General features: G+C 61.7%; 20 protein-coding genes and 1 pseudogene. 11 read left to right on the forward strand and 10 right to left on the reverse strand.

Annotated elements, in window-relative coordinates; genetic code table 11:
* Positions 1-3: 3 nt before the first annotated feature.
* Complete coding sequence (locus tag AZSI13_RS12760) at positions 4-2,610, forward strand: DNA topoisomerase III (protein ID WP_109041553.1); 2,607 nt, start codon at positions 4-6, stop codon at positions 2,608-2,610.
* 111 nt (positions 2,611-2,721) lie between these two features.
* On the opposite strand, the gene AZSI13_RS12765 is transcribed toward AZSI13_RS12760, so the two are convergent.
* The 3 genes from AZSI13_RS12765 to AZSI13_RS12775 form a co-directional block, all read right to left on the reverse strand.
* Complete coding sequence (locus AZSI13_RS12765; RefSeq protein WP_109041554.1) at positions 2,722-3,198, reverse strand: Dps family protein; 477 nt, start codon at positions 3,196-3,198, stop codon at positions 2,722-2,724.
* A gap of 113 nt (positions 3,199-3,311) precedes the next feature.
* A complete protein-coding gene (locus tag AZSI13_RS12770) occupies positions 3,312-4,223 on the reverse strand; it encodes a hydrogen peroxide-inducible genes activator (RefSeq protein ID WP_109041555.1) in 912 nt (303 codons plus the stop codon).
* Positions 4,224-4,600: 377 nt separating this feature from the next.
* A complete protein-coding gene (locus AZSI13_RS12775; RefSeq protein WP_109041556.1) occupies positions 4,601-5,311 on the reverse strand; it encodes a pseudouridine synthase in 711 nt (236 codons plus the stop codon).
* Between the two features lie 147 nt (positions 5,312-5,458).
* Here AZSI13_RS12775 and AZSI13_RS12780 point away from each other — a divergent pair, with 147 nt between their 5' ends.
* The 8 genes and pseudogenes from AZSI13_RS12780 (at position 5,459) to AZSI13_RS12805 (ending at position 11,553) form a co-directional block, all read left to right on the forward strand.
* Positions 5,459-5,866: a hypothetical protein gene (locus AZSI13_RS12780; RefSeq protein WP_133247317.1), complete on the forward strand. Its 408-nt coding sequence runs from the start codon at positions 5,459-5,461 to the stop codon at positions 5,864-5,866.
* Positions 5,867-6,247: 381 nt separating this feature from the next.
* Complete coding sequence (tpx, locus tag AZSI13_RS12785; protein WP_109041558.1) at positions 6,248-6,751, forward strand: thiol peroxidase; 504 nt, start codon at positions 6,248-6,250, stop codon at positions 6,749-6,751.
* Between the two features lie 111 nt (positions 6,752-6,862).
* Entirely contained in the window at positions 6,863-7,759 is an 897-nt protein-coding gene (locus AZSI13_RS12790) for an AraC family transcriptional regulator (RefSeq protein WP_109041559.1), read from the forward strand.
* 259 nt (positions 7,760-8,018) lie between these two features.
* Positions 8,019-9,590 (forward strand): amidase, encoded by a 1,572-nt coding sequence (locus AZSI13_RS12795; protein ID WP_109041560.1) that lies wholly within the window; start codon positions 8,019-8,021, stop codon positions 9,588-9,590.
* 92 nt (positions 9,591-9,682) lie between these two features.
* Positions 9,683-9,796 (forward strand): annotated as a pseudogene (locus tag AZSI13_RS18400) (hypothetical protein); the annotation flags it as partial.
* A 37-nt stretch (positions 9,797-9,833) separates the two neighbouring features.
* Positions 9,834-9,983: a DUF6463 family protein gene (locus AZSI13_RS17610; RefSeq protein WP_165833503.1), complete on the forward strand. Its 150-nt coding sequence runs from the start codon at positions 9,834-9,836 to the stop codon at positions 9,981-9,983.
* 116 nt (positions 9,984-10,099) lie between these two features.
* Entirely contained in the window at positions 10,100-10,846 is a 747-nt protein-coding gene (locus tag AZSI13_RS12800; protein WP_109041561.1) for an SDR family oxidoreductase, read from the forward strand.
* Between the two features lie 113 nt (positions 10,847-10,959).
* On the forward strand, positions 10,960-11,553 hold the full coding sequence (locus tag AZSI13_RS12805) for a YigZ family protein (protein ID WP_109041562.1): 594 nt from the start codon (positions 10,960-10,962) through the stop codon (positions 11,551-11,553).
* A 77-nt stretch (positions 11,554-11,630) separates the two neighbouring features.
* Here the strand turns inward: AZSI13_RS12805 and AZSI13_RS12810 are convergent, their stop codons facing one another.
* Positions 11,631-12,803, reverse strand: coding sequence for an acyltransferase (locus tag AZSI13_RS12810; RefSeq protein WP_165833505.1), 1,173 nt, complete (start codon positions 12,801-12,803; stop codon positions 11,631-11,633).
* Positions 12,804-13,215: 412 nt separating this feature from the next.
* Here AZSI13_RS12810 and AZSI13_RS12815 point away from each other — a divergent pair, with 412 nt between their 5' ends.
* Entirely contained in the window at positions 13,216-14,034 is an 819-nt protein-coding gene (locus AZSI13_RS12815) for a prohibitin family protein (RefSeq protein ID WP_109041564.1), read from the forward strand.
* 227 nt (positions 14,035-14,261) lie between these two features.
* Here the strand turns inward: AZSI13_RS12815 and AZSI13_RS12820 are convergent, their stop codons facing one another.
* The 6 genes from AZSI13_RS12820 to AZSI13_RS12840 all read right to left on the reverse strand — a co-directional run bounded on the left by AZSI13_RS12820 (position 14,262) and on the right by AZSI13_RS12840 (position 20,399).
* Positions 14,262-16,163, reverse strand: a complete 1,902-nt coding sequence (locus AZSI13_RS12820; protein WP_109041565.1) for a TniQ family protein — start codon at positions 16,161-16,163, stop codon at positions 14,262-14,264.
* A gap of 1 nt (position 16,164) precedes the next feature.
* Positions 16,165-17,202: a TniB family NTP-binding protein gene (locus tag AZSI13_RS12825; RefSeq protein ID WP_165833507.1), complete on the reverse strand. Its 1,038-nt coding sequence runs from the start codon at positions 17,200-17,202 to the stop codon at positions 16,165-16,167.
* Between the two features lies 1 nt (position 17,203).
* Complete coding sequence (locus AZSI13_RS17615; protein WP_165833509.1) at positions 17,204-17,353, reverse strand: hypothetical protein; 150 nt, start codon at positions 17,351-17,353, stop codon at positions 17,204-17,206.
* Positions 17,346-19,139, reverse strand: a complete 1,794-nt coding sequence (locus AZSI13_RS12830) for a DDE-type integrase/transposase/recombinase (protein WP_109041567.1) — start codon at positions 19,137-19,139, stop codon at positions 17,346-17,348. Before AZSI13_RS12830 ends, AZSI13_RS17615 begins: the two co-directional genes overlap by 8 nt.
* The gene (locus tag AZSI13_RS12835; RefSeq protein ID WP_165833511.1) at positions 19,120-19,755 is read right to left on the reverse strand and encodes a TnsA endonuclease N-terminal domain-containing protein; all 636 of its coding nucleotides are present in this window, start codon (positions 19,753-19,755) and stop codon (positions 19,120-19,122) included. The genes AZSI13_RS12830 and AZSI13_RS12835 overlap by 20 nt, the downstream gene beginning before the upstream one ends.
* A 260-nt stretch (positions 19,756-20,015) precedes the next feature.
* Positions 20,016-20,399 (reverse strand): helix-turn-helix transcriptional regulator, encoded by a 384-nt coding sequence (locus AZSI13_RS12840; RefSeq protein WP_109041569.1) that lies wholly within the window; start codon positions 20,397-20,399, stop codon positions 20,016-20,018.
* A gap of 189 nt (positions 20,400-20,588) precedes the next feature.
* On the opposite strand from AZSI13_RS12840, the gene AZSI13_RS12845 reads away from it, so the two are divergent.
* A complete protein-coding gene (locus AZSI13_RS12845; protein ID WP_109041570.1) occupies positions 20,589-21,350 on the forward strand; it encodes a competence protein CoiA family protein in 762 nt (253 codons plus the stop codon).
* Positions 21,351-21,390 lie beyond the last annotated feature (40 nt).

Below are 21,390 nucleotides of genomic sequence, written 5' to 3' on the forward strand. Positions count from 1 at the left end.
GCCATGGGCAAACAGCTCATCATTGCCGAAAAACCTTCCGTTGCTTCCGACATCGCCAAAGCCCTTGGCGGTTTCACCAAGCACGACGACTATTTCGAGAGCGACAACTTCGTTCTCTCCTCGGCCATCGGCCACCTGCTGGAACTGGTCATTCCCGAAGAATACGAGGTGAAGCGCGGCAAGTGGTCCTTCGCCCACCTGCCAGTGATTCCACCCCATTTCGAGCTGAAGCCCATCGAAAAGACCGAATCCCGGCTCAAGCTGTTGACCAAGCTGATCAAGCGCAAGGACGTGGATGGCCTGGTGAACGCCTGTGACGCGGGCCGCGAAGGGGAGCTGATCTTCAATTACATCGCCCGCCATGCCAAGTCCGGCAAGGCGGTGCAACGCCTGTGGCTGCAATCCATGACCCCCCAAGCCATCCGCGACGGCTTTGCCCGCCTGCGCCGTGGTGACGAAATGCAGGGGCTGGGCGATGCTGCTGTCTGCCGTTCCGAATCCGACTGGCTGGTCGGCATCAACGGCACCCGGGCCATGACTGCCTTCAATTCCAAGACCGGCGGCTTCCATCTCACCACCGTCGGCCGGGTACAGACACCGACGCTTTCCCTGGTAGTAGAGCGGGAACGCAAGATTCGCGACTTCAAGGCCCGCCCCTACTGGGAAGTGGAAGCCACCTTCGCTGCCGCTGCCGGTGAATACAAGGGCAAGTGGTTTGACGAAGGCTTCAAAGGCAAGGAAGAGGACGAACACGCCCGGGCCGACCGTCTATGGGAAGAAGCCCGGGCCAATGCGCTGCAGGGCAAGTGTCAGGGCCAGCCGGGAATCGTCACCGAGGAAGCCAAGCCTTCCACCCAGCTTTCGCCCCTGCTTTTCGACCTCACCAGCCTGCAGCGCGAAGCCAACAGTCGTTTCGGCTTTTCCGCCAAGAACACCCTGGGCCTGGCCCAGGCCCTGTATGAAAAGCACAAGGTACTGACCTACCCGCGGACGGATTCCCGGGCCCTGCCGGAAGATTATCTGGGCACAGTCAATGCCACCCTGGAAATGCTCAACGGCGAAAATCTGACCAAGGGCAGCGATACCGCCATTGCTGACCGCTACGGCATTTTCGCCAGCAAGATCCTCAAATCCAACTGGGTCGTGCCGAACAAGCGCATTTTCAACAATGCCAAGATTTCGGACCACTTCGCCATCATCCCCACCACCCAGGCGCCGAAGAATCTCTCCGAGCCGGAGCAAAAGCTCTATGACTTGGTAGTCAAGCGCTTCCTGGCCGTTTTCTTCCCGGCAGCGGAATATCTGGTGACCACCCGTATCACCCGGGTTGCCGGCGAACCCTTCAAGACCGAAGGCAAGGTCCTGGTGAATCCGGGCTGGCTGGCCATCTATGGCCGCGAAAGCCAGGAAGGGGATGAAAGCAACCTGGTGGCCGTCACCCAGGGCGAAAAGGTCAAGACCGACGATATCGCCGTCCTCAAGCACGAGACCCGCCCCCCGGCCCGCTACTCGGAAGCCACGCTGCTCTCCGCCATGGAAGGCGCCGGCAAGATGGTTGACGACGAGGAGCTGCGCGCCGCCATGGCCGGCCGTGGCCTCGGTACGCCAGCCACCCGGGCCCAGATCATCGAAGGCCTGATCACCGAGCAATACCTGCACCGCGAAGGCCGGGAATTGATCCCCACCGCCAAGGCCTTCTCCCTCATGACCCTGCTGGGCGGTCTGGGCATCTCCGAACTGACTTCCCCCGAACTGACCGGCGACTGGGAATGGAAGCTGGCTCAGATCGAACGGGGTGACCTTTCCCGTGGTGCCTTCATGAAGGACATCGAGGAAATGACCCGCCGCATCGTCGAGCGGGCCAAGAGCTACGACAACGACACCATCCCAGGCGATTTCGGCCCCATCAAGGCGCCTTGTCCCAAGTGCGGCGGCGTTATCCGCGAGACCTACAAGAAGTTCCAGTGCGGCGATTGCGACTACGGCCTGTGGAAAATCGTCGCCGGGCGTCAGTTCGAGCCGGAAGAAATCGAAACCCTGCTCACCGAGCGCCAGGTCGGGCCGCTGATCGGCTTCCGCAACAAGATGGGCCGGCCCTTCAACGCCCTCATCAAACTCAACGACAAGCAGGAGCCCGAATTCGACTTCGGCCAGGACCGCAACTCGGAAGACGGCGGCGAACCGGTGGATTTCTCCGGCCAGGAAAGCTTGGGGTCCTGCCCCAAGTGCAGCAGCCCGGTTTACGAGCATGGCCTGGCTTACGTCTGTGAAAAGTCCGTCGGACCGGCCAAGAGCTGCGACTTCCGCTCCGGCAAGATTATCCTGCAGCAGGCCGTGGAACGGGAGCAGATGCAGAAGCTCCTGGCCACCGGCCGTACCGACCTGCTCAAGGATTTCGTTTCCGCCCGCACCCGTCGCAAGTTCTCCGCCTTCCTGGTACGGGGCAAGGACGGCAAGGTCGGTTTTGAGTTCGAAAAACGGGAACCCAAGGCCGCCGCCGCGAAAAAGCCGGCCGCCAAGGCGGCTGGCAAGGCCGAGGCGGCCACAGAGAAGGAAAAGCCGGCCAAGGCCCCAGCCAAGCGCAGTACCAAGGCGAGCAAGGCTTCCTGAACGGCTAGCGTTCTTTTAGGCAAAAAACAAAAGGGCCCGGATCTTCAGAGATCCGGGCCCTTTTTCTTGGCCGCTTGCCGGTCGAATACCGGCTGTAGTACCGGCCTTTGCTTATTCCTCCAGCAGCACCCGCAGCATCCAGGCGTTTTTCTCGTGCACTTCCATGCGTTGGGTCAGCAGATCGGCAGTGGGCTGGTCATTGGCCTTGTCCACCACTTCAAAGACCTGGCGGGCGGTACGGGCCACAGCTTCCTGGCCGGCCACCAGCTGGCGAATCATGTCCTTGGCCTTGGGTACGCCATCTTCCTCGGTGATGGACGCCAACTCCACGAAGCGCTTGTAGGAGCCAGGGGCCGGGTAACCCAAGGCGCGGATACGCTCGGCGATCATGTCCAGGGAGTTCCACAACTCGGTGTACTGGGTCATGAACATAGTGTGCAGGGTCTGGAACATGGGACCGGTGACGTTCCAGTGAAAATTGTGGGTCTTCAGGTACAGGATGTAGCTGTCGGCCAACAGGCGGGAAAGGCCTTCCGCGATTTTCTTGCGGTCCTTCTCGTTGATGCCGATATCGATCTTTGCAGCCATGTTTGCTCCTTTCTCAACGTCTAAATAACCATTCTTTCATTGTGACTAAAGCAGCGGCGCTGGGCCAATGACTTCTGCCTATACGCCGCATAGCGGCCAGCAATGATGGACTTCTACAGCACCTTAACTCCGGGTGGCGGACATTGCAAAATTGCTGCCCGCACCGCATCGATAGCCTGCGGACGGGGAAAAGTAACACGCCAGGCCAACACAATGCGCCGGGAAGGTGCCGGCGCATTGAAGGGAATGACCCGGGCTAGGGCAGGGTCCGGCGGCGCCACCTCGACCGCCGAGGCCGGCAGCACGGCGACACCGGTGCCACTGGCCACCATGAGGCGGATGGTCTCCAGGGAGCCTCCTTCATAGGCCCGCTCCAAACCCCCCGGCTCGCTCAGACGCGGACAGGCCGCCACCACCTGATCGCGGAAGCAATTGCCCTGGCCGAGCAGCAGCAGCTCTTCCCCCTTCAGCTCCCCGGCATCGAGGGATGGCCGATCGGCCCACGGGTGGTCAGCCGGCACCAGCATGCGGAAGGGCTCGTCATAAACCGCCTGAGTAACAATGCCGGGCTCGTCGAACGGCTGCGCCACGACGATCACATCCAATTCCCCGCGCTTCAGGGATTCGGCAAGCACATGGGTGAAGTTCTCCTGGATGTACAAGGGCATGTGCGGTACCGCCCGGTGCAGGGCTGGTACCAGACGTGGCAAGAGATAAGGCCCGGTGGTGTAGATGACACCCAGGCGCAAGGGACCGGAGAAGGGGTCCTTGCCCTTCTGGGCAATTTCTTCGACGCGCTGGGCTTCGTTGAGCACCCGTTCGGACTGCCTCGCCACCTCGTCGCCGATTGGCGTCAGGCGGACTTCAGCGGCACTGCGTTCGAACAGCAGCACACCCAGGCGCTCTTCGACCTTCTTCAAGGCCACGGACAGGGTGGGCTGGCTGACATGGCATTTTTCCGCCGCACGGCCAAAGTGCCGCTCCCGGGCCAGGGCCACGATGTACCGCATTTCCGTCAGGGTCATGCTGTGTATAAGCTGGGGATGAAAGGTAGAACCAATTGTGCACAACCTGGATGGGCAAGGGTAGGGAAAAAACGCCCCACATTTTCCCCACACCACTACACAGAGGTTTTACACAAGCGATTTAGGCGATCAACCCCATGATTAATTAAAACTTTAATAAGTTATCCACAGACTTAGGCGTCAGTTAACTGGTTTACGTCTTTGTATACATAAAGAACAGTGAACAACCCATTGGAAAAACCGGGGCAGGGGAAAATCAGCAAAACCCTTTGTGGAAAACCATGAATAGACCCATCCACCACACCCCCTGAACAGCCAGAACGGCTTGCTCTCCATACCAAGCTAGCAAAAAAAATCCCGCCGTAGCGGGATCGGGATCAGGCTTGCTTCATGCCCAGCTTGACCAGGTCTTCATCTTCCAGCCAGCACCACTCTCCTGGCTCCAGCTTGGCCGGCAGGGCCAATTGGCCGATGGCCACCCGCTTCAGGCGCTCCACCCGGTTGCCTACGGCCGCCAGCATGCGCTTCACCTGGTGATACTTGCCCTGGGTCAGCGTCAGCAACAGCACCTGCTCACTAACCAGCTCGCAACGGTCTGCCACCACCAGCTCGTTGTCGTCGTGCAGCATCACCCCGGCCAGCAGCTGTTCGATCTGGGATTGGTCCAGCGGATGCTTGGCCGTCACTTCATAGACCTTCGGCACCTTGTGTTTGGGGGAACTCATGCGATGGATGAAGTGGCCATCGTCGGTAATCAGGATCAGACCGGTGGTGTCCTCGTCCAGCCGCCCCACGCATTGCACTTCCCGGTTCTGCAAGTAATCCGGTAACAGGGTGTAAATGCTGCGGTGATGCTTGGGTTTCTGGGAACACTCGTAATCGCTTGGCTTGTGCAGCATCAAGTAAGCCTTTTCGCGATAGACGAAGGGTTCGTCGTCCACGGTGTAACGGAAGCCCTCGGGATTCACATCCAGGAACGGGTCTTCCACCACCTGGCCATTGATTTCCAGCCAGCCGTTGCGCACCAGGGCGCGGCATTCCTTGCGAGTGCCGAAGCCCTGGCTGTGCAGTAGTTTTTCCAATTGCATGGGTTTCTTGCTCCTTCCATTCAGACGATTGCCACCGGCAACCGCCGACAAACTCTTTTACAACCCCTTTCCAGGGTGAAACACCTGTCGCAGGGGGCCCTTCCTATACTGGAAGCGTCCGATTACCCCGCCCCCAAGGAGAACACCATGTTGCGACGCCAGATGCTTGCCTTCCTCTTCCTGGCCGGCTTCGGCCTGGCTGCCCAGGCCCAGGAAGCGCCCCAGCCCGGCCCCAAGGCCCCTGCAGCCCGGGAACGCTGTGCCGATGGCCCCATGGGTCACCGGCACCAGGAATTCTGCAAGGATAACCCCCAGCGCTGCGAAGAGCTCAGGGCCAAGCGCGATCAGATGCGCGAGCAGTGTAAACAGGACCCGGCCGCCTGTGAGAAAAAGCGGGAAGAAATGCGGGCGAAGATGAAGCAACGCATGGAAGAACGCTGCAAGGCCGATCCTGCCCGCTGCGAGACCATGAAAAAGCGCTTCGAGGAGCGTCAGGCCAGAGGCGAACGCCGTGGACCGCCGCCGGTAGCCGTACCCAATCCCTCGAGCAACTAAGTCATTTACCAAACCTCGTGACCCTGCAGGCCTGATTTTTGGGTCTGTGGGGTTTTTTTGTTCTTTCAAAAAGCTGCCATAGCAGTTGTTCACTGTTCTTTATGTATACAAAGACGTAAACCAGTTAACTGACGCCTAAGTCTGTGGATAACTCTATATAGCCGCTATAAAACATAGAATTACCATCACTTTTAACCTGTGGGAAAGGCCCCCGGAGCCATGTGGGCAAAATGTGGGTTGATTTGGACGAGCCCCAAAAAAGGGGACTTACCCACAATTTCCTCCGGCATTCATCCCCAGCTTGTGCACAGAAAAGAGGGGAACCGGTTCAAAATCTCCCACTCTGATCAACATTCCATCACTACAAAGTAAGGAGACTCGATGACTCAGACCGTGACCCTGGGGGGCAACCCCGTACAAGTCGCCGGCCAACTGCCGGCTGCCGGCAGTGCTGCCCCGGCCTTTACCCTGACCGGCAAGGATCTGGCCGACATCAGCCTGGCCAGCCTGGGCGGTGCACGCAAGGTGCTGAACATCTTCCCCAGCATCGATACCCCCACCTGCGCCACTTCCGTGCGCCGCTTCAACCAGGCCGCCGGCACCTTGGCCAATACCGTGGTGCTGTGCATTTCGGCCGACCTGCCCTTTGCCCAGGCCCGTTTCTGCGGTGCCGAAGGCCTGGAAGCGGTGAAGACCGCCTCCACCTTCCGCAATGCCGAGTTCCTGCAGGATTACGGTGTGGCGGTGGATAACGGCCCCCTGCGCGGCCTGTGCGCCCGGGCCGTGGTGGTCCTGGATGGCGACAACCGCGTGCTGCACAGCGAGTTGGTGGCTGAAATCAAGAACGAACCCAACTACGAGGCTGCCCTCGCCGCACTCAAATAAGCCGGCTAAGCGCCTAGAGCGCACGCCTGTGCTGATCCCGACGCCCGGCCCTGGTCGGGCGTTTTACCGTCTGGACAGGCGCCGGGGGTGGGCGGGTAGAATTCCGCAGTCATGGAAGACCTGCTCATTCCGCCACCCCCAGCTCTGGCCGATTGCCTGCAATACGGCCTGCTGAAGACCCTGCCCGGTGGCGACTATTTGCTCCCGGCCGGGCTGCATCCCATTTTTCTGCTCATTCTTGGCGGCGGTATCCAGGTTTGGGAAGACGGCCGCTTCCAGCCCATGCCGGTTCTGTCTCTCTGCGGTGGCACCCGAAGCATCCGCCGGGCCCGGGCCGAGCCGGGCACCCGCATTCTCACCCTCTCCCTGAAACCGGGCCGTTTGCCCTGCCTGGTTGATTTTCCTGCCCTGGAGATCATGGAAGGCCGAGTCGAAGCCATGGACTTCCTGGATCCGGGCAGCCGTGCCGGTCTGGAAGCTGCCTTCACCCAACAGGCCGAAGGGGCTGCGGAAGCCCGGCTGGTCGCCGCCTTCTTCCAGCTGCTCACCGTCTGCCGGCAAATGCGCCAGGAAATCCGGAAAAGCTCCGCTGACCTCATCCTGCCGCCGGACTGGGCCAGCCTCACGCCCCGAAGCTGGGCCGAGCGCCTGGGTATCGGCCAGCGCCAGTTCGAACGGCGCTTCCTTGCCAGCTATGGCCAATCCCTGCGCAGCTTCCACCGCCAGACCCGCACCAGCGGCCTGGTCATGGCCTACACCATGCATTTTTCCCGCTGCCACCAAGACAGCAAGCATTTCGCGGATACCGCCCTTCCCGATTCCTGGGCAGCCCTGGCGGCCGACCACGGCTACTACGACCAGGCCCATCTGCATCACGACCTGCAGCAATTCACCGGCCATACCCCGGGCCAACTGGCCGCCGGCATTACAGCCCGGAACCCGGCCTTCTGGCCCTACCTGGTGGCCGCCGACAGCCTGCCCCGGCTCTTCGGCCCGTCCGGCTACTGAAGCCGGCCTGTCGTTCTCCTACAAGACGGGTGGTTTTCCTGCCGGCTACAGTGGCCGTTATTACCATCGCCATTGCCGGAGCACGCCATGCCCAGCCTGCCCTTGAATACAAGCCCGGGGCGCACCTTGCCTATCGCTTCCATCGCCATTTGTTGCCCAACTGATTCAATCCCTTTTGCCCAGACAAGCTGGACAGTGAAAACGGGACCCCTGCCCAAGGTCGGGTCAGGGAAAGAAAGCCCCACCGGGAGGATGGGCCATGGCTCAAGCCATCCTGCCTGATCTGCGTTATCTGACCGCCAGCGCCGCCCTGGAGGACCTGCGCCAGGGCCGCTATACCGCCCAAAATCTGGTGGAAGGCTGCCAGACACGCATCGACCGGCTCAACGCGGGGCTCAATGCCCTGGTGGCCCTCAATCGGGAAGGCGCCCGGGCTGCGGCCTGCCAGGTGGATGCCCGACGCGCGGCGGGCGATGACCCCGGCCCCCTAGGCGGCCTGCCCATCTCGGTGAAGGATACCTTTGCCACCAGGGATTTGCCCACCACCGCCAGCCATCCGCCCCTGGCCGGCTACCAGCCCGGGCGCGACGCCACGGTGGTGGCCCGCTGGCGGCAGGCCGGGGCCGTCCTCATGGGCAAGAGCAATCTGCCGGAACTGGCCGGCGCTCCCCACGGCTGGAGCCCCCTGTTCGGCGCCACCCACAACCCGTGGCAGCGGCATCGAACGCCTGGCGGCAGTTCCAGCGGCGCAGCGGTGGCCATTGCCAGTGGCTTTTCCCTGCTCGAACTGGGCAGCGACATCGGCGGCTCCCTGCGCATCCCCGCAGCCTATTGCGGCATCTCCAGCCTGAAGGCGACGGAAAACCGCATTCCCCGCACCGGCCACATTCCCCATCTGCCGCCCCGGGACGGCCGAAGCGGGGTGGGCCGCACCGTCTGGCATCTGCTTTCCATGGGGGTGCTGGCCCGTTCCGCCGCCGATCTGGCCCTGGGCTACCGCCTGCTGCCCGGCCCGGATGGCGAGGACAGCACCGTGCCGCCCTGGGCGCCGGCCACTGGTGCATCTGGTGCGCTTGGCGTGAGCTATGCACCCAAGACGCTTTCCCCCGCTCCCCTGCGCCTGCTGTGGTGGGATGACTTCGAGGGCCTGCCCCTGTGCTTTCGTACCCGTGCGGCACTGGTGCAACTGAAGCAGCGCCTGGAAGGCGCCGGCCACCGGGTAGAACGGCAGGAACCGGGGATTTTCGACATCGGCCGCGCCTGGGCCGCCTACGGCACCTTGGCAGGGGCCGAGATCGGCTTGGGACTGCCGCCCTGGCAACGCCTGCTGCTGGGCAACCTGGAACGCCTGGGCCCCCTGGCGGGCCTGCAGCGGCAGCCGGTGGCCCGGGCCTTCATGCGGGGGCTGCGGGCGGACCTGAAGGCCTACAACCAGGCCCTCAACGCCCGGGAGGCCCTGATCGAAACACTGGAAGGCCGGCTTGGTGAGTGGGATGCCCTGCTCTGCCCGGTGGCCCCCATCGGCCCCTACCCGGCCCGGGCAATGCCGGCGGGCCGGCCGTTTCCGCGCCTACGGGTAGAAGAAGCCGATGGACAGGGAGAGACGCGCCTGCCCTATCTGGAGGCCACGGTGGCCATGACCATTCCCTTTTCCCTCACCGGCCACCCGGTGGTGGTGCTGCCCATTGGCGTGGTGGCGGGCCTGCCCGTCGGCATCCAGATCATCGGCCGCCGCTGGCAGGAAGACACCCTGCTGCAACTGGCTGTCCACCTCGAACCCCTTTGCGGCGGCTTCACGCCGCCGCCCGACACCATGGAGGCTCAGCCATGAGCATGATTAACACTGGCGTTTCACCTGAACTGTCCTCTCCCCGCCCGCGCCCCTGGAAAGGGCGTTGGCTGATGGCTGTGGCGGGCATCCACATGGTCGCTGTCAGCTTTTGCTGCGCACCTACCGTGGGCCAACTGTGGGCCGCCGGCCTGCTCGACGCCGTGGGGCAGGACCCCCTGCGGGCAGCGGTGGCCTGGTCCATCCTCTTCGGCTTGACGCTCTTCGCTTTTGCCCTGGCCGTGCATGAACTGGAAATCCAGGCACCGGGGCGGGCCCAGCCTGGCCATTGCCTTGCTGCTGCTGGTCGGGCTAGGTGTACTGTTGATGCCTGCCTCGGGCTTCTGGCTGGCCATTCCCCCTGCCCTGGCCCTGTGCCGGGGCCGGCGTCCCTAGCCGGGTTGCGGCAGGGTTGGCGGCTTTCCCCGGGAACGGCTGGGGCGGCCTGGCGGGGGCATTTCCCATCCCGGAGGCTTTCCCGTAGTAGATTCTCACCTTTCCCAGGAGCGCACATGAGCCAGGTCATCCTCATTACCGGCGGTTCCCGCGGCATCGGCGCCGCCCTGGCCCGCCAGGCGGCGGCACGGGGCTATGCCGTCTGTTTGTCCTACGCCAGCAAGCGGGCGGCGGCGGATGCCGTGGTGGCGGAGATTCGCGCGGGCGGCGGCCAGGCCCTGGCCGTGCAGGCCGACGTGGCGGAGGAGGGCGATGTGCTGCGCCTGTTCGCTGCGCTGGATGCGACGTTCGGTCGCCTCGATGCCCTGGTGAACAACGCCGGCATCCTGGAAACCCAGATGCGGGTGGAAGACATGGGGGCCGAGCGTATCCGCCGGGTCCTGGCCACCAATGTGCTGGGTGCCTTCCTTTGCGCCCGGGAGGCGGTGCGCCGCATGTCCACCCGCCACGGTGGCACCGGCGGCGCTATCGTCAATCTTTCTTCCCGGGCGGCCCGCCTCGGTTCTCCGGGGGAATACGTGGATTACGCCGCCTCCAAGGCGGCGGTGGAAACCCTCACCCTGGGCCTGGCCAAGGAAGTGGCGGCCGAAGGCATCCGGGTCAATGCCGTGGCGCCGGGCCTGATCGACACCGAGATTCACGCCGATGGCGGCGAGCCCGGGCGGGTGGCCCGTCTTGCCGGCGGCGTGCCCATGCAGCGGGGCGGCACGGCGGATGAAGTGGCCCGGGCCGTGCTCTGGCTGTTGTCCGACGAAGCCTCCTACACCACCGGCACCGTGCTCGACGTGGCGGGCGGGCGCTGAAGCGCTCCGTGCCGACCCGGGGCAACCGATCATGCGTCGGCAGGCGGCCGATGCCGTTGTTGTCTCCTCAGGTGTTTTCTTTGTCTCGCTGATGTTCTTTCTGCCGTACTGTCATGCCGCTTTCCCTCGCCGCTCCCGTCCATAGCGAACTGATCCTCAAGAAAAGCCGTTTCATCGGCAGCGTGCAGGCCGTGGCCGGGCGGGAAGAAGCCCTGGCAGTGGTGGCTGGCCTGCGCGCCGCCCACCCCGGGGCGGCCCACGTCTGCTGGGCCTTGCTGGCTGGAGGGCAATCGGCGGCGGTGGATGACGGCGAGCCCGGCGGCACTGCCGGGCGGCCCATGCTGGAAGTTTTACGGCACCAGGATCTGGAAGGGGTGCTGGCCACCGTGGTGCGCTACTACGGCGGGGTCAAGCTGGGGGCCGGGGGCCTGGTGCGGGCCTACACCGATGCGGTGGCCCAGGCCCTGCTGACGGCCCAAAAGGTGCCCATCGTGCGGCGCCGCCAGCTGCACTGCGCCGTACCCTACGCCCTGGAAGGGCTGGTGCGGCGCGAACTGGAGCAACACGGTGCGACCCTGGAGGCCGTGCAGCATGACGATGCGGTGACGATGGCTTTTTCCCTGCCGGAAAGCGGCAGCGCCGCCTTGGTTGCCCATCTCAACGAGGCCGGCGGCGGCCGGGTGCAGTGGCGTGACGAAGGCGAGTGAGCCTGATCGGTGGGGAGGCCTGAATCGGCCTTTTGCCGTGGCCGGCTAAAGGCCGGACCCTGTGGCCAGCTGCCTCCTCAGCGAATTTCCAGGGCCGGCCGGGTATAGGCCGGTTCCCGCCGGCGGCCCGAGGCTCCCTTGCCGCCCCGGCCCATGAGTTGGCGGCCCAGGGCGGCGGCGGGTTGCTCCACCCAGCGGTGGAACAGCTGGGCCAGGCCCAGGCTGAGCAGGAAAGCGATACCCAGGCCCAAGGCTGCCTGCTCGGGGGAATTAAACTCCAGCCGGGTCCACAGGGCGCCGACGAAGACCAGTACCGGGAAATGCACCAGGAACAGGCTGTAGGAGAGCTGCCCCAGCTTCAGCACCAGGCGGTTGCCGGGCCAGCGGCTGCCCCAGCCCCGCCACTCGGCGTGGCATAGCAGGGCACCGACCAGCAGGGCGCTGGCCAGGCGCCAACGCCATTCAAAAATCATGGCAGCCCCCAGCAGCAGTACGTAGTACCAGAACTGGGCCGGCGAACGGGCTTCCTTCACCGCGTGGTGGATGACCACACCCATGAAGAAATAGGGAAAGAAATACAGCCACCAGCCATCCCAGGCTTCATTGAGGTTGAAGTGGAAGAGGGAATAGGCCGCCAGGGGCCAGCCCAGCAACAGGGGAAGATTGAAACGGCCACGGCCGGGGCCGTCCCGCAGCCAGAGCATGGCGACGTAGATCAGGCCCAGCTGGAAGTTGATGCAGACGAACCAGAAGCCTGCCGAGAGCTGCTCATAGCCCAGCAGGCCCTGCAGGAAGAAGAGGTGGGCCAGCACCTGGGGCAGGGAGATGGGGCTGCCGGTGACGTCTTCCGGCAGCCAGTCCCGGGCGAAGGCGTAGGCCAGGGCCACCAGGGCCATGGCGGCCAGATAGGGCAGGCCCAGGCGGCAGTAGCGTTTCACCAGGAAGTGGCCGAGCTGGGGCAGACGCCACTGGCGCCGGCTCATGCTGAGGGCCATGACATAACCGCCGACGACGAAGAACACCTGGGTGGCCCGGGCGTGCACCGCCAGCCAGTCCAGCAACTCGCCCATGAAGGGGGCCGCCCAGTCCTTGAGGGGCGCATAGAGGGCGAAGTGGTGCCAGGCAATGATGATCGCCGCCACCGCCCGCAGGGCGATGATGAAGGGCCGGGCGTCGCCGGCAGCGGGGGAGGCCTGGGAGGTCTGGGAAAGCGGGGACAGTGGGGAAACGGTAGCAGTGGAAACGAGCATGGACCTACATCCTGACATCCTGGACGTCCGGCAACCGGGGCGGTGCAACCGAGCAATATCCGTTGATGAACTGAAGGGGGCGCCAGGGCGCCATGACGCCGGAACTGACGGCGGGGAGCCGTCTTTCGGGGTGGGAATATCGGGTCGCAGTTGGCAATTTCAAGCCGCATCGGGAGTGCGCGGCGACGATCCGACAAGCGGGTGCATTCTAGTGAAAGCAGGGCGCCTGAGAAATCCGGGGGGGGCGTACGGTGCTGCACGGGCTAGCCCGCCACAATGGCGCTGCATCAGGCAGGGCTGGCGAATCCAGATGCGACTTTCTGATAGGCTGACGGCATATGTCATCAGCCTAGGTTCTTCTCCGCAAATACGGATAAGGCCACCCCGTCATTCATCAGAAAAGTGAGCACAAATGGATATCACGCAAGTCAGCGCAAAGTCGAAAGTCCTGAAAATTGTTGGCGTCCTGGTGGCTGCTGGCGTCCTCCTGCCCATGGTGGCGCCTTTCGCCATTGTTCCGGCCGGCCATCGCGGCGTCATGACCACCTTCGGCAAGGTGACCGAAGAGGTTTACGACGAAGGCCTGCATTTCCGCATTCCCGTGGCCCAGACCATGCACCTCATCGAAGTCCGCGTGCAGAAAGGCGAAGGGCAGGGCGATGCCGCCTCCAAGGACCTGCAATCGGTGCACACCAGCGTGGCCCTTAACTACCACATCAATCCCCAGTCGGTGGTCTCCGTCTTCCGCGAGGTGGGCCAGGATATCGGCATCAAGATCATCACCCCTTCCGTGCAGGAAGCGGTGAAGGCCGCCACCGCCGAATACACCGCCGAAGAGCTGATCACCAAGCGGCCCGACGTGCGGGACAAGATCCGCGGCATTCTCGACCGCCGCCTGGTCAAGCACGGCGTGGTGGTGGACGAGTTCTCCATCACCAACTTCTCCTTCTCCAGGTCCTTCACCGACGCGGTGGAAGCCAAGACCACCGCCGAGCAGCAGAAGCTCAAGGCCGACCGGGACCTGCAACGCATCCGCGTCGAAGCCGAACAGAAGATCGCCCAGGCCCAGGCCGAAGCCGAATCCCTGCGCATCCAGAAACAACAGGTCACCACCGAACTGCTGCGCTTGCGGGAGGTGGAAAACGAACGCAAAGCCATCGAAAAGTGGGACGGAAAACTGCCCACCACCATGATGGGCAACAGCGTGCCGTTCGTGAATGTGGGGAAGTAGGCAAAGGACAACTGCTGAGCTTCAATATTTCGCGGAACGATCCACCTAGACGGCCGGAATATTAAAAAAATGCCACTCCGAAGAGTGGCATTTTTGCTATCTACGATTTGTAGAAATTTCCATCTGTAGGATCTCATTTTCTCTTAGATCCCTGGCTAACAAAATCAATAGGTTACAGATCGTAAATGAGACGATCCAAAAATTTCGTCTCAATGGACGCGATAATCCTACTGAATGTTCACGGAAAACCCCCGGAATCCTACCAGCCGGAATTCCCCTGGGTCCGATCCCGTGATCTGAGCCAGAAATCGTTGCAGTTCGCTGTCCCGAGTATAGATCAGCATACGGCAAGGGTTGGGTCCCTCACCACGCAAGGGATAGATCCCCTGCTCGGCCAGCATCAGGCTCATCTTCTTCGATGAGCATCCCAAAATGGCAGCGATCTCTTTGCCCAGTACATGCTTCTGCTGGAATCGCTCCAGTTCTTCCCGGCTTACTCGGGACCCTATGTGCCCCAACCGTTCGGCGTGTACAAACCCATGGTGGGTAAGCCAGTAGGCGACCTGCTGATTTAATCCCAGGATCCTGGCCATCTCGGGAATACTGACCCAGTTGGAACGACCGCTGTTTAGGCGCTGCTGTAGGGACCTGAGCTGCGAGACTTCAAAAATCCAACGACTGATGCCACGAGCCCCATCCTGGAAAGCCTGGGGTTTCAGCGTCCCCGCCTTTACCGCTTCCACCAGGGCCAGGATCTCATCCCCCGTCCAATGCCAGAACTTGAGGACATAACCGAGGGAGACCTGGTGTTCCTCGGCAATGGTCAGCACCGGCAAATCGGTGACGACTTCCAGCAGGGCCTCCACCTCGCCACGGGGGATCCGCCAAGGCAGATGTTCCTTGTCCCAGATACGGCGGGCGCTGGGGAAGAGAAGGGTGAGGAGCCGCTGCATCCGGACCTTGCCGAGCCCCAGCATCTCCATGGCCTTTTCCATGGTGATCTCCCCGCTCAGCTGCTCCTGGATTTGCACCAGCTGGTCCCGGCGGACCATCAGGAACTTGCGGCCGGCGGTACTCAGGAATTCTTCCCACTCGACGTTGCCTTCGGTGATCAGGCGCCGCAGCTGCTTGAGGCTGATCCCCAGTTCATGGGCAGCAACGGTACCGGGGATCCACTGAGCGTTCTTCTGGATCAACTCGGGCAGGCGCCGATTCCTGCCGGCAACCCCGCCTTTCCAATGAACGGTGATCCATTCTTCAAAGGCCTTACGGACATCGCTGAACCCTGCCTCCTTGAAGCCCTTGTAGAGGTAGGTATAGGCGTGCTGGAAAGTATCCCGGAGTCCCTTCTTTTCTCCGGAGGAGTTGGCCTGAAGCTGGTTGAGGGCCTGATGGAATCCTTCCGGCCACTGAAAAATGATCTCCGCCGCCAGGGTCGATACCGGCCAGGATCGTTCCAGGTTTCCAGAGTTGCGCAGCTTCAAAGGCCGGGGAGTGGCCATGGGATCCATATGGGTCCCCAGGAAGCGGATCAGCCGCAGGGTCTGGTCTGCATCCAGGCGGGTGAGGGGAGTTGGTGCCTCTCCCTCGGGCCAGTGCAGCAGCTTGTCTTCCAGGATGGCCGCCAGGCGCCGGAGGTTGTCCGGGGCGGGGCCGGAGGTCTCCTCCCGCAGGTCGGATCCACACTGGCAACGCAGCAGGGAGTCCCGCTTCCACTTCAGGGGCTGGCCGCAGGAGCCGCACTGATCCACCATCCAGACCCCATGCTTGGGGCAGACATCCAGGAAGTAGATCTCCCAGGAGGCCTGCCAGGTCGGGTCTTCCGCCAGGCACTGCGGACAGAACCTCGCATGGTGCATGTTCCAGACCCGACCCTTCGATTCGGCCAGTTGGGCGACCCGGGCCACATGGGCATGGAGGTGAGGATCCAGGGCAGGATCGGGGAGTAGCTGATGCCGATACAGGCAGGCTGAATCGAAATGGATGCCCAACTGACCTAGCTCGCTGAGCGTCATGCAGTTAGCCTCGGCCAGCCGCAGCAGATAACCCCGAGGACCTTCATGCCGGCTGGGGTGGGGACGGAGCAGGAGATCCGGTGCCGAGGAAGGAGTGAAATGCTGATCGATCATCTCACTTCCCTCCCCGGGTCAGATTCATGCCCAGCTTCCGGGCCACGGGAGAGCCCACGGGATCCTGCCGGGTATGGAGGTAAAACACCTCCCCCGGCCGGTCCAGGGGACGCAGGGGCGACTCCGGATGGAAGGGATTGAGCCGATCCGGAACATCCCGCCATACCCGGTTGCGAAAGCCCGCCGCCAGTGCCGGCAGGTCCAGGGTGTCCAGGCCTGCGGCCGTGGCGGCGGAGACAGCCCCCTCGATGATTTTTACGACATAGTCCAGGAGCCCGTAGCTGCCCACATGGAAACGGCGGGCCAGGTTGGCTTCATGGAGCGGGACTTCGACCGGGAGGGGCAGGTGCGTCTCCATGGTCTTCAGGATGCCGCGGAATTCCTGGAAGTCCTCCGCTACCTCCAGGGAGAAGGGGGTAATCCGGATCCGCTCCGAGAACCGCCGGGCCAGCTGCTCGTTGCTGTTCACCACCAGCTCGGCTGCCGGCAGCCCGCAGGCCACCATCCCTACCTTCGTGTCCTCCAGGAAGTTCTTCAGCCAGTCGGTGATATCCCGGAAAGCATTGAGGCTGGGGGCGTAGAAAAGGTGCTGGAACTCGTCCAGGATCACCATCTCCACCCCGCACTTCACGAAGAGCTCGTAGATCCAGGAGGTTTTTTCAGGGGCGGTACCCCGGTGGGCCTTCTTCTGGCCCAGGGCTTCCAGGATGGCGCCGGCCAGGCTGCGGGCCGTGGGGGAGGCCGGGACCGTCACCATCAGCACCGGTACCACCGTCCGCTCAGCCAGATGCTGCCTCGGAAAGCGTTCTCCATAGGCCCGCACCATGGTGCTCTTGCCGGCGCCGGAAGGTCCGGTCAGGAGCAAGCCACCGCCGGCTCCATGGTTCCGGCGCCGCAGGTGCAACTCGGCGATGCCGTACATGGACTCCCGGTAGCGTTGGTGGGCGATAGGGTCCATGACCAGCTTGAAGCCCAGGCCCTGGGCCTGGAACGGAACTGCTGCTGGGGCGAACTGGGTCATTACCGCTAAGGGTTCCATGTCACACCCCTTCGCCGGCAGTAAAGTCCGGCAGGTCGTCATCCAGACCGGAGGGCAATGCCAGGGGTACGACCTCCTTGATCGGCTTCAGGGGCTTGCGGGCCTCTGCCAGTGGGTCCTTCCCATTGAGAACGGCCTCGCTGTCATGCATGAGGTAACCCGCTCCGGCCTTGCGGTGTCCCATCTTCTTGGCCTTGATGGCCTCCTGGATGATCGCCTCGATTTCCGCTCGGGCCTGGAGCAGCTGGGGATTGGGGCAGTTGTCCCCAAAACGCTTGCGGGCGTTCTCCCGGACCAGCCGGTGAATATCCCGGGGCAGGTTTTCCGCATACTCCACCAGCTTGGCCGGTACCTTGAGGTACTCCTGCAGGTGGGTATCGAAGACATGGATGTGAGCTACTGTGTCCTCGTAGTACTTGAGGGAGACTGGGACATTGGCCCCGGCGCAGTTCAGAGTTGTACTGCAGGCCATCCAGCTCGATGCCGTAGTGAAACAGGGTCCGCTTGGCCGGGATCCCGGCGATGATCTCCAGTTGCTGGGGATAGGCTGGAAGCTCGATGATCCGGCGTTCTGCCGACTCAAACCACCGGTCGATGGGGCGGGCATTGATACCGCGGTGGGGCGTGACGTTGTACACCTCAACCACCCACTTGGTGATCAGATGAACCAGGCCCTCCATATCGATGACGGCCTTGTCTTCTGCCGGGTAATCCCCACGGTCATCCACGCTGGAGAACACTGTCCCTGGCAAACGATGGATCAACCCCATGTTCATGGTGCGGAAGAACCGTTCGATCGCCCCCTTGTGCTGAGGGGTTTTGGAGCCAGAGAAGAGGATCTGGATCCCCATTTCCAGACAGGCCGCTTCCAGGGCGTCAGAGTGAAGATCCGCTCCGTTATCCACGGCAATCAGTTCCGGGATACCGTAAGCGGGCCACTGGCCCCGGATGTCCGGGAATCGGGCCAGCCATTCATCCTTCGGTAGGATGGAACGGCGTAGGCATTGCAGGACACCATGGCCAGAAGGGGCGTTAAAGCTGATATAGAACCCCACTACCATGCGTGAATAACTATCGATGGCCATGGTCAGCCAGGGTCGTCCCAAAGGCAGCTTCGTTACGCTGTCGATAACGATCAGATCCAGAGGGGTGTGGTCGATTTCGATGCGTGCCAGGACATTGCCGACCTTCACGCTACCGATGGCAGCCCGGTACTTCATGCGGGCTGCTTCAGCTCCTTCTCGGGAGGCATCCACCAGATCGTGCTGCAAGCGATCCAACCAGCGATAGATCGTGGCTCGACAAGGGACCTTTATCTGGTCTTCCTTAAGCAGCCCCTGATTCACTGCAGGAATCCTGCGATGAAGCTCATCTACGACCACTTGTTTTGGTAGTTTTTGGTTGGTCAGATATACCGTGGCAACAACTTCTTCAAATACTTGGTAGGCCAGCTTTACATAGGGTCGGTGTGTTGGCTTATTGCGAGGAATCAGACTGGTGAAGCTCTTGGCCAGACGATAGCGCCGCCACCATGTATGGACGGTCGCAGGACAAGGGGGACAGCGATCTCCTATACGGTCTGCCACTTGGATGATGATGGTTCGCCAGCGCTCCTGGTGGTAGCGGGTGTGCTCAGGATCGATGGCCTCCAGGTAGTGTTTGCGCCGTTTGGCTTCCCGTTGCTGGCTTTCTGGATAAGTTCCGAGGTCCCGTGGAGCCGCGAGATAGATGGCATTAGCAAGGGTGCCCAGGGAGGATTCATCCACGATCCAGTCCTGGGACAACCAACGGGCCCGTAGTTCTTGATCAGTCAGGTTTAGTAATTCTCCGAGATCCGATTGGAACTGGATCTTGCCGGTTACTAGGCGCCGGCTGAGTTCCCAACCCATTTCCTTTTCCAGGAAGCGCAGCCCGACCTTAGAAGAGAACCGAATCATTGCGTCCTCCTTCCTGGATGGTCAGCAGGGTATTGCCTGCCAGGGGCTGGGAGATGTCACATCCCAGCATCCCATGAGCGATCAGATGCAGGACGGTATCCCGGCCCAGGATGTCTTCGGCCTTCGCAAAGGCAATGACGTCGGCACCCAGGTCGGTACGAAGTTCGTGGAACGATGGCAGGGACCGACTGGTCTTGCCCCGGAGATAGGCTAGGTCCTGAGCGTTGCTCAGGAGGGGCTCACGCTGTAACTCCTGTTCCGTAACGACCCGGAAGCCCATTCCCCTTTCCTGGTAATGGGTGGCGATAGCCGCGAACTTGGTGGCAACCTTGGGGCTCTTCAGCTTGGAGGTGGTCTTAACCTCCAGGTGAAATACCGAACCGTCTGCCAGGACAACCTCGAAGTCTGGGTAATAGTCGCAGAGTGACTTCCCATCGAAATACTGGATAACAGTCGGTTGTTCCTGGAAGGAAACGACTCCCGGGGATATCTCCAAAAGCAGGATGGCATCCCTTTCCAGAAGAGATTCCCAAGCCACCATCCGATGGAGCTTGTGGGAAGGAAAATAGCCACGGAAGCGCCTGCCGCGGCGGGTTACAACTTTTCTAGCGAGCATCGTTTTTCTCCTGGCGGCGGACGTAAGGGGACCCTGCGCCAGCCGCATGTCTTGAAAATCGAGACAAAAGAGAACCCGCAGTCAGTGGAAAACTGACCGTTGTCTCTTTGAATCAATGGGATAAGGCTTGACGCCCCTGATGGGAGAAGACGATACTTGGCTTGTCTAGAGCGGTAGCGTCAGCTGCCATGAGGGGCAAGCCTGTGTGCTTGCCCTTTTTTACATGGTGGATTCCTCCTGGTTGGTTGGATGCCTCCTGGCTACGCAGAGGGCTGGACGTGATGGTCCTGCCCTGCAGGAATATGCAGTGCCAGTTCGATGAGCTGGATTTGAAGAGGGCTGAGATGGCCCAGTTGGGGCTCCAGTTGGTGGAGCAGGGTGTATTCGCGCTCACTGGCCCGAGAGGGGAGTGAGAAGTGGCGTCGGGAAAGTCTGAGTGCTTGGGCCAGGGTGGCCTGCTCTTCTTCAGTTAGCTGAAGGCCTCGGATCAGTCGGTTGATGAAGTCCTGCTTGGGAGGGCCCTTTTCCGAACGTTCGAGTGCCGACCAATAGCTGGCTTCGTAGCCCAACATATGGGCTAATTCCTTTTGGCGGAGTCCACGCTGCTTCCGCAGGGCTCTTAAATAGCTGGCAAATGGACTCATATCAAAATCCTCATTTGCCGGGATTCTAATGTGCTATCTGGCCCGGTGTAAAACACAACCAATTGAAAAATAAGCAAATTGTTGTAGCGTGTATATGCTGCAAACTAATTTTCGATTTGGATGGGCGCCTTGCAGTGTTGATACCCTGAATGCATTTTTCTGGTGTGAGGTGGGTGATACGATGCCAGGATGAAAGACCTGCTCATCCCCTACGCCATTTCTGCTTCGCTCGGCGACGAAGTCTTCCCAGAGAAGGCGATGCCGGGTGGCCAGTACCTCTGTCCCGAATGCAATAAACCCGTAGGGATCCGAATCCCGGAGAAGCGTAGGGCCCATTTTTTTCACATTCCCCCCTTAGGGGCATGCGCACTCAATCCGGCGAATGGGGCCAAAGGAGAAGGGCACCAGCATGCCGTGGCCAAGCACTTCCTCTACGCCTGGCTGAAAAAGTGGTTATCCGGTGAGACAACCATTGCACCGACGATTGAAGGCAAGTGCTCAACCCACGGCCATACCGTTGCTATAGAGATTCCCAAACCTTCCCCCTACCAGGTTGAAAAGGAGTACCGGATTCCCTCGGGCCGCCGGCTCGATGTAGCGGTCTTGAACGAAGATAGACGGGTAAGCATGGGGTTTGAGGTCTTTCACTCGAACCATGTGGGAGAAGACAAAGGGGCAGAACTTCCGGCTCGATGGATCGAGCTCAGGGCCAAGAGCATCATTTCCAGCTATTCCCAGCTACTTGAAGGGTTGGCCCCAGATCCGTTACTGGCGGTCCGTTGGGCCCGCTACGACGATCCGTCCTGCTGCAAAAACCATAAGCGCTTTGTTCCGGCTCCCCGAATGCCGGTTCGAATCCCCGTGTCGTCCTCCTATCAGCCAGGGACCGTGGTTATTCCGTCGCCAACCGTTGTTAGCAACACAGTAAAAATGACCCAGGGCATCAACTGAAAATTGACCCACCTCACTTTTTTCAGAAACGCCTAGGTCG

The sequence above is a fragment of the Azospira sp. I13 genome (assembly GCF_003112695.1).
Taxonomy (GTDB): domain Bacteria; phylum Pseudomonadota; class Gammaproteobacteria; order Burkholderiales; family Rhodocyclaceae; genus Azospira.

Coding starts and splice junctions, on each gene's coding strand:
- AZSI13_RS12760 (WP_109041553.1), top strand. CDS start 4: ATGGGCAAACAGCTCATCATTGCCGAAAAACCTTCCGTTGCTTCCGAC.
- AZSI13_RS12765 (WP_109041554.1), bottom strand. CDS start 3,198: ATGGCTGCAAAGATCGATATCGGCATCAACGAGAAGGACCGCAAGAAA.
- AZSI13_RS12770 (WP_109041555.1), bottom strand. CDS start 4,223: ATGACCCTGACGGAAATGCGGTACATCGTGGCCCTGGCCCGGGAGCGG.
- AZSI13_RS12775 (WP_109041556.1), bottom strand. CDS start 5,311: ATGCAATTGGAAAAACTACTGCACAGCCAGGGCTTCGGCACTCGCAAG.
- AZSI13_RS12780 (WP_133247317.1), top strand. CDS start 5,459: ATGTTGCGACGCCAGATGCTTGCCTTCCTCTTCCTGGCCGGCTTCGGC.
- tpx (WP_109041558.1), top strand. CDS start 6,248: ATGACTCAGACCGTGACCCTGGGGGGCAACCCCGTACAAGTCGCCGGC.
- AZSI13_RS12790 (WP_109041559.1), top strand. CDS start 6,863: ATGGAAGACCTGCTCATTCCGCCACCCCCAGCTCTGGCCGATTGCCTG.
- AZSI13_RS12795 (WP_109041560.1), top strand. CDS start 8,019: ATGGCTCAAGCCATCCTGCCTGATCTGCGTTATCTGACCGCCAGCGCC.
- AZSI13_RS17610 (WP_165833503.1), top strand. CDS start 9,834: ATGAACTGGAAATCCAGGCACCGGGGCGGGCCCAGCCTGGCCATTGCC.
- AZSI13_RS12800 (WP_109041561.1), top strand. CDS start 10,100: ATGAGCCAGGTCATCCTCATTACCGGCGGTTCCCGCGGCATCGGCGCC.
- AZSI13_RS12805 (WP_109041562.1), top strand. CDS start 10,960: ATGCCGCTTTCCCTCGCCGCTCCCGTCCATAGCGAACTGATCCTCAAG.
- AZSI13_RS12810 (WP_165833505.1), bottom strand. CDS start 12,803: ATGCTCGTTTCCACTGCTACCGTTTCCCCACTGTCCCCGCTTTCCCAG.
- AZSI13_RS12815 (WP_109041564.1), top strand. CDS start 13,216: ATGGATATCACGCAAGTCAGCGCAAAGTCGAAAGTCCTGAAAATTGTT.
- AZSI13_RS12820 (WP_109041565.1), bottom strand. CDS start 16,163: ATGATCGATCAGCATTTCACTCCTTCCTCGGCACCGGATCTCCTGCTC.
- AZSI13_RS12825 (WP_165833507.1), bottom strand. CDS start 17,202: ATGGAACCCTTAGCGGTAATGACCCAGTTCGCCCCAGCAGCAGTTCCG.
- AZSI13_RS17615 (WP_165833509.1), bottom strand. CDS start 17,353: ATGCATGACAGCGAGGCCGTTCTCAATGGGAAGGACCCACTGGCAGAG.
- AZSI13_RS12830 (WP_109041567.1), bottom strand. CDS start 19,139: ATGATTCGGTTCTCTTCTAAGGTCGGGCTGCGCTTCCTGGAAAAGGAA.
- AZSI13_RS12835 (WP_165833511.1), bottom strand. CDS start 19,755: ATGCTCGCTAGAAAAGTTGTAACCCGCCGCGGCAGGCGCTTCCGTGGC.
- AZSI13_RS12840 (WP_109041569.1), bottom strand. CDS start 20,399: ATGAGTCCATTTGCCAGCTATTTAAGAGCCCTGCGGAAGCAGCGTGGA.
- AZSI13_RS12845 (WP_109041570.1), top strand. CDS start 20,589: ATGAAAGACCTGCTCATCCCCTACGCCATTTCTGCTTCGCTCGGCGAC.